Source organism: Klebsiella sp. D-Nf1 (assembly GCF_002810515.1).
GTDB classification, from domain to species: Bacteria; Pseudomonadota; Gammaproteobacteria; order Enterobacterales; family Enterobacteriaceae; genus Klebsiella; species Klebsiella variicola.
Window position 1 is genome coordinate 1 of sequence record NZ_PIOK01000018.1, and the last position, 6,429, is coordinate 6,429.

General features: G+C 42.8%; 6 protein-coding genes. 4 read left to right on the forward strand and 2 right to left on the reverse strand.

Going from position 1 to position 6,429, the window contains the following annotated elements:
- The 3 genes from rfbC to CWM54_RS27680 all read left to right on the forward strand — a co-directional run.
- On the forward strand, positions 1-263 hold a 263-nt coding region (gene rfbC, locus CWM54_RS27670; RefSeq protein WP_133124476.1), incomplete at its 5' end, for a dTDP-4-dehydrorhamnose 3,5-epimerase.
- A gap of 180 nt (positions 264-443) precedes the next feature.
- Positions 444-1,610 carry a UDP-glucose 6-dehydrogenase gene (gene ugd, locus CWM54_RS27675; protein ID WP_039819510.1) on the forward strand — a complete coding sequence of 389 codons (1,167 nt, stop codon included), beginning with the start codon at positions 444-446 and terminating at the stop codon, positions 1,608-1,610.
- A 353-nt stretch (positions 1,611-1,963) separates the two neighbouring features.
- Positions 1,964-3,001: an acyltransferase family protein gene (locus CWM54_RS27680; RefSeq protein ID WP_227521638.1), complete on the forward strand. Its 1,038-nt coding sequence runs from the start codon at positions 1,964-1,966 to the stop codon at positions 2,999-3,001.
- A 902-nt stretch (positions 3,002-3,903) separates the two neighbouring features.
- Here CWM54_RS27680 and CWM54_RS29030 read toward each other — a convergent pair.
- Positions 3,904-4,026 (reverse strand): small membrane protein, encoded by a 123-nt coding sequence (locus CWM54_RS29030; protein ID WP_004144151.1) that lies wholly within the window; start codon positions 4,024-4,026, stop codon positions 3,904-3,906.
- Positions 4,027-4,424: 398 nt separating this feature from the next.
- Positions 4,425-5,429: an NAD-dependent epimerase gene (locus tag CWM54_RS27695; RefSeq protein WP_100699181.1), complete on the reverse strand. Its 1,005-nt coding sequence runs from the start codon at positions 5,427-5,429 to the stop codon at positions 4,425-4,427.
- A gap of 852 nt (positions 5,430-6,281) precedes the next feature.
- Here CWM54_RS27695 and CWM54_RS27705 point away from each other — a divergent pair.
- The coding region (locus CWM54_RS27705) for an NAD-dependent epimerase/dehydratase family protein (protein ID WP_133124474.1) at positions 6,282-6,429 on the forward strand (148 nt) is incomplete at its 3' end.

A 6,429-nucleotide genomic window follows, 5' to 3' on the forward strand; every position in this document is an offset into this window, starting at 1 on the left:
GGGTGGGCGCGGTGCTCAGCGCAGAGAATAAACGTCAGCTGTGGATCCCGGAAGGGTTCGCCCACGGGTTTATGGCGCTGAGCGACACGGTGCAGTTTGTCTACAAGGCGACGAACTACTACGCGCCACAGTCAGAACGGAGCATCATCTGGAACGATCCGGAGATAGGGATTGACTGGCCGGCGCTGAGCGACAGCGCGCTGTCGCTGTCGGAGAAAGATCTGCAGGCACATACTCTGGCCACTGCAGAAGTATATAAATAATTAGGTTATTTTTTCCTACAATGGCGGGTTCCAGGTGGAGCTCGTCATGTTTATTCACTTACAAGCCGGGTCAACCGACCGACTTGACTTACCTTTCTTCTCAGCGTAAAACCGCCCACAGTATTATTTAAATTCGTGGCTATCCGCCATTATCCAGTTAACTGATTAAAGTGTAATCTCATGAAAATTACTATTTCCGGTACAGGTTATGTTGGTTTATCGAACGGTGTCCTGATTGCGCAAAACCACGAAGTGGTTGCCCTGGATATCGTACAGGCCAAAGTGGATATGCTTAACCAGAAGATCTCTCCGATTGTGGATAAAGAGATTCAGGAATATCTGGCAGAAAAACCGTTAAATTTCCGTGCCACCACGGATAAGCACGACGCATACCGTAATGCCGACTACGTGATCATTGCCACGCCGACCGATTACGATCCCAAAACCAACTACTTCAACACCTCTACGGTGGAAGCGGTTATTCGTGATGTCACAGAGATCAACCCGAACGCGGTAATGATCATTAAATCGACCATCCCGGTGGGGTTCACCCGCGACATCAAAGAACGTTTAGGGATTGATAACGTTATTTTCTCTCCTGAGTTCCTGCGTGAAGGCCGTGCGCTGTACGACAACCTGCACCCGTCGCGCATTGTTATCGGTGAGCGCTCTGCACGTGCCGAACGTTTCGCAGACCTGCTGAAAGAAGGCGCGATCAAGCAGGATATCCCGACCCTGTTTACCGATTCCACCGAAGCGGAAGCGATCAAACTGTTCGCTAACACCTATCTGGCGCTGCGCGTTGCCTATTTCAACGAGCTCGACAGCTATGCTGAAAGCCAGGGGCTGAACAGCAAGCAGATTATCGAAGGGGTATGCCTGGATCCGCGTATCGGCAACCACTATAACAATCCGTCCTTTGGTTACGGCGGCTACTGCCTGCCGAAAGATACCAAGCAGCTGCTGGCGAACTACGAATCGGTCCCGAACAATATCATCGCGGCTATCGTCGATGCCAACCGTACCCGTAAAGACTTTATCGCGGATTCTATTCTCGCTCGTAAGCCGAAAGTGGTGGGTGTGTATCGCCTGATCATGAAGAGTGGTTCGGACAACTTCCGTGCCTCTTCCATTCAGGGCATTATGAAGCGCATCAAGGCGAAAGGTATTCCGGTTATTATCTATGAACCGGTAATGCAGGAAGATGAGTTCTTCAACTCACGCGTCGTACGCGATCTGGATGCCTTCAAACAAGAGGCGGATGTGATCATTTCCAACCGTATGGCGGAAGAGTTAGCGGACGTGAAAAGTAAAGTTTACACGCGTGATCTTTTTGGAAATGACTAAAATATAAATACGCAGGCGAATCGAATCACCGATTTGGTTTTTTAAAAGATATATCAGATGCCCTTTTTGAATAGTAATTTATTTTAATTAGTACTATTCATTGGGGCATAACTAAATCTATTTACTATTATTGGTAAATAGATGACAGTAAGAACTGTTAGTAACTATTGTTTAAATGCTTTATTAAATTACTGTCAGTTTTCATTGTTCAAGTGCGGTTGTTATTTTTTAATATGTGCTCGAAAGCTATCTTTTTTAGTGTTATAAAGTCCTATGTTATATAATAATGAGTGCGGTTATTGTTCATTATTATATGGCGATGTTTTGATATATAATTATAATGCTATTTTTAAATGAATATCGAAGGAAAAGTGAGTGCAACTATGAGAGAAACATGGGTTGACTATGCCAAGGGTATTGGGATCATACTGGTTGTTTTCGGTCACGCTAATAGAGGCTTGTATAGTTCCGGCATTTATATTTCATCTGAAATATATCACTATTTAGACAATATTATCTATTCTTTCCATATGCCACTATTTTTCTTTCTTTCTGGTCTCTTTTTTGTTAGCTCAATAAATAACAAATCTAAAGAAGGTTTTTTATTGAGTAAGGTTAAAAACATTCTATATCCATATGTTTTGTGGTCTTTAATCCAAGGGGGGGTCGAGGTTTTTTTCTCGAAATATACTAATGCAAAGACAAGTCTTTCCGAGGTTTTGCTATTTCCTATGCACCCACGTGCTCAGTTTTGGTTCCTGTATGCTCTTTTTATGATTTTTATCATATGCACGATTATATATCATAAGAAATATTTTTTGAAGATGTTACCGGCTTTCTTTCTCATATCCTTTGTCATCTATGTTTACAGTGATGACATTGGTAATAGATTTAATTTCAACTATGTGAGTCAGAATATTCTATTTTTCTTCTTAGGATGTGTTTTCAATAAATATTATCCTGTATTTATGAGGCTCTTGACAAATAGATCCATTATATTGGTGACTTGTCTTTTGTTTTTTGTGGAATATTTGTATTTTATAAAATATAAAAATAACTATCTTCCCTTGAATTTATGTACTGCTTTTATCGCTTTTATAGCAATTGCATGGGTTTCAAATGTATCAATATTATTATCATGCTTTAATTTAAGATGGTTGGAAAAAATAGGAAAACTTAGTTTGATTATCTATTTAGTACATATACTTGCTGCCAGTGGAACCAGAATAATACTTAGTAAAATATTTCATATTGAAAGTTGGTTTGTTCATGTTTTTGTAGGAACATTCATTGGTATTACGGCTCCGCTGATATTTTACAAACTGGTGGTAAGGTATAACTTGAATTTTATTTTTGAGTACCCTAGCCGTAAAAGAACTACTGTCATTTAACTGAGTTGATTGATTTATATAGAACTTTATTACCTTATTTATTGATTTACAGTAACTGTCTTTAATAAGTCGTAATTATATCGCAATCACTCCTTTTTTGATGCAGCACCTGAATAAATATGATTACAGTGGTTCACAACAAATACCGATATTTCTTATCTCAATGAAAAAATTATTAGGAAGTATAGGTAATCTCTTTTAAGAATATTGAAACAGGGTATTGCGAAGGGGCTGTTTGTAAGAAAGAGGAACTTTTTCATCCTTCTTTGAGCAATTTTTAGAGTCAGTATCCAGTTCGAAGAGCATTTTATTGCAGACTTGAAGGATGAAGAGGTTCCTGTAAAAATAGACCTGTTTTAGTTTCATGCTTTTTGCGATCCCGACCAAAAGTCGTTAAAGATGAAGATTGTGTAAAGGCTACAACTGAATTCAGTAGTGAAACATTCGCTGGCATATCGCATTAGACTATCTATTGGTATCATCTTTTGACAGCCATGAAAGTTTAAGGTTTGATAATTCACAGTCTCTCTTACTAGGAGATGTACCTGGAAACGCGACTGGCAGTACAGTAAGCGTAGTTTTCATGATTTGTGATGGACCTAACGATCCTGCACGAAATCCATTGCGGGTTGAAAACAGGTCCGATAAGTTAAACTTACCTTGTGAAGAGCTACCGTCACTGTGATGTAGATGCCGGAGATAAGCGCCGGGAGGTAAAACGAAGCCTGCAATGCAGGCTTTTGTTATTTATGCGCTAAGAAAAAAACGATGAACAGGGCGCGGCAGGCACTATTTTTCCTTGGCTTAAAGCCACAGTAAAACGCAGAATGAACGATCATTCTGTCATATCATTATTTTATTTCTTAATATTATCTTAATCTAATTGCAATAAGGCGCCAGCGTTACCACTTGCGTTTATTAAATGTCAGCTTCGTTTTCTTTCTGTCTTTCAAATAAGAAATCAAGAAATAAACGGATACAGCAAGTAGTATGGCAGCCACCACTAAGAAAAATAGGTTTTCCATAATATCTACCACAGCGTTTGTTAGTTGAATTATTAGGTTGTTAAGCAATACGCCAGTACGTGTCTGTCGTACTGAGATCCCTAACATATCCTGTTTTTGAGAAAATTCCTACAATGAGTAATGTTTTTTATCTATCAGCATATAATGCTGTTTTCACTATCAAAAATGGGATGGATGTAAGATAAGTCTGAGTACCAGGCGCGTGGATATTTGCTTTTCTGATAAAGGCTGGATGAAACTGGTTTCAGTCGGGCAAGTAAAAAGACAAAAATTCCGTCTATAGCACAAAATATTATATATAAAACAATGAATGTGCATTCAGTCGACATATCATCAGGATGACGGGGGGCTACATAAAAGAGGTTGCCGCAACCTGACGATTGCGGCAGGGCAGGGAATTAGCTCTGATAGTAATTCTTGTACCATTCCACGAAGTTCTTCACGCCTTCCTTCACTGACGTCTGCGGCTTGAAACCCACCAGGTCATATAGCGGTTGGGTGTCTGCGCTGGTGTCCAGCACATCGCCCGGCTGAATGGGCATCATATTCTTCTTCGCTTCCATCCCCAGCGCTTCTTCCAGGGCGGTGATGTAGTCCATCAGTTCCACCGGTGAGCTGTTGCCAATGTTATAAACCCGATATGGCGCGGAACTGGTCGCCGGTGAACCGCTCTCAACGGTCCACTCGGCATTGGCCTGCGGGATCACATCCTGAACGCGCACCACCGCCTCGACGATGTCGTCGATATAGGTGAAGTCACGCTTCATCTTGCCGTAGTTGTAGACGTCAATACTTTTCCCTTCCAGCATTGCTTTCGTGAACTTGAACAGCGCCATATCCGGGCGGCCCCACGGGCCATAGACCGTAAAGAAGCGGAGCCCGGTGGTCGGGATGCTGTACAGATGGGAATAGGTATGCGCCATCAGCTCATTAGCTTTCTTGGTGGCGGCATACAGGGAGACCGGATGATCGACGGAATCTTCGGTGGAGAACGGCATTTTACGGTTAAGGCCATAAACCGAGCTGGAGGAGGCGTACACCAGGTGTTTCACTTTGGTATGACGGCAGCCTTCCAGAATGTTCAGATAACCCATCAGGTTAGCGTCCGCATAGGCATACGGATTTTCCAGCGAGTAGCGCACACCGGCCTGGGCCGCCAGGTGGATCACGCGATCAAATTGCTCTGCGGCGAACAACTTTGCCATACCTTCCCGGTCGGCCAGATCCAGCTGCTGGAAATGGAATGCCGGAGATGCCAGGCGATCCAGACGGGCCTGCTTCAGGCTGACGTCATAATAGTCGTTCATGTTGTCGATCCCGACAACATCATGCCCTTCATTCAGCAGGCGCTGCGCGATATGAAAGCCGATAAAACCTGCGGCACCAGTGACCAAAAACTTCATATTTTTCCTCCGGGGTGTGGATATCCCGTTCTACATAAGTGCCGATTTTACACTGGCTTGCGGTTGGGATCACTTGCTTTACAGTTGCAGGATGTGAGTTCTAGTGGCGCCGTAGTGCTTAATTCCTATTTAATGCAAATGATATTCATTTAGAAAAATATCATTGAGTATGCCTGTAGCTTATCTATAAAAATCAGTTGTGGGGCAGCCAGCCCTTGGGATTCTGCTATCGCGATAAAACACATCATGAATTTCCGAACGAAGAGGTATATCTATTCGCGAAATACGAATTAATTAGTGTTGTTGTCACCAGTGATAACTTGTAATCGAACCATGTATGGCCAAGTTATTGAATGTTTTGATGTTGTATCGAAAGTGTTCCATTCATACCTTGAATTGATTCAAACCGCTTTTTGATTTTTATTCTTCATGACCAGCGCTATAATGCGTCGCGACCTCGTCCGGTACTATTCACTGTTGAGTATGCTGCACGCCATAATGGTGACTGCATGGCTTTGTCATGATACCAATCGCTGAATGGCGCATGAAGGGATGATTTTCAGGTACTTTAAAGACACATTCACATTCCGTCTCGATGACGTATCGTGTGGTGTTTGGGAAAGTCCTGATAGCAAATGGACGCTGAAGCAAGCAAAGTTGCCGCGGTTTGGCTGCTTTGCACTATCCAGCATGATGAGACAGCGCGGCAGACACCGCTGATCTTAGCCCATGTTAGATACAATTTACTGAGGCACCACGCATTTTGGTTGCGATAGCCAATGGCGGTAGCGTGCCTGCGTTTTTTGTTATTACAGAATTTATTATTTAAATCATTGAAAAACGAGAGAAAGTATGAAGATTCTTGTCACCGGGGGCGCAGGCTTTATCGGCTCTGCCGTAGTTCGTCATATCATCGAAAATACCCTGGACGAAGTCCGTGTGATGGACTGCCTGACCTATGCCGGCAACCTCGAATCCCTGGCGCCGGTAGCCGGGAGCG

What these genes read in the sequence shown, in the direction of transcription:
- CWM54_RS27680 (WP_227521638.1), top strand. Translation starts at nt 1,964, where the DNA reads ATGAATATCGAAGGAAAAGTGAGTGCAACTATGAGAGAAACATGGGTT.
- CWM54_RS29030 (WP_004144151.1), bottom strand. Translation starts at nt 4,026, where the DNA reads ATGGAAAACCTATTTTTCTTAGTGGTGGCTGCCATACTACTTGCTGTA.
- ugd (WP_039819510.1), top strand. Translation starts at nt 444, where the DNA reads ATGAAAATTACTATTTCCGGTACAGGTTATGTTGGTTTATCGAACGGT.
- CWM54_RS27695 (WP_100699181.1), bottom strand. Translation starts at nt 5,429, where the DNA reads ATGAAGTTTTTGGTCACTGGTGCCGCAGGTTTTATCGGCTTTCATATC.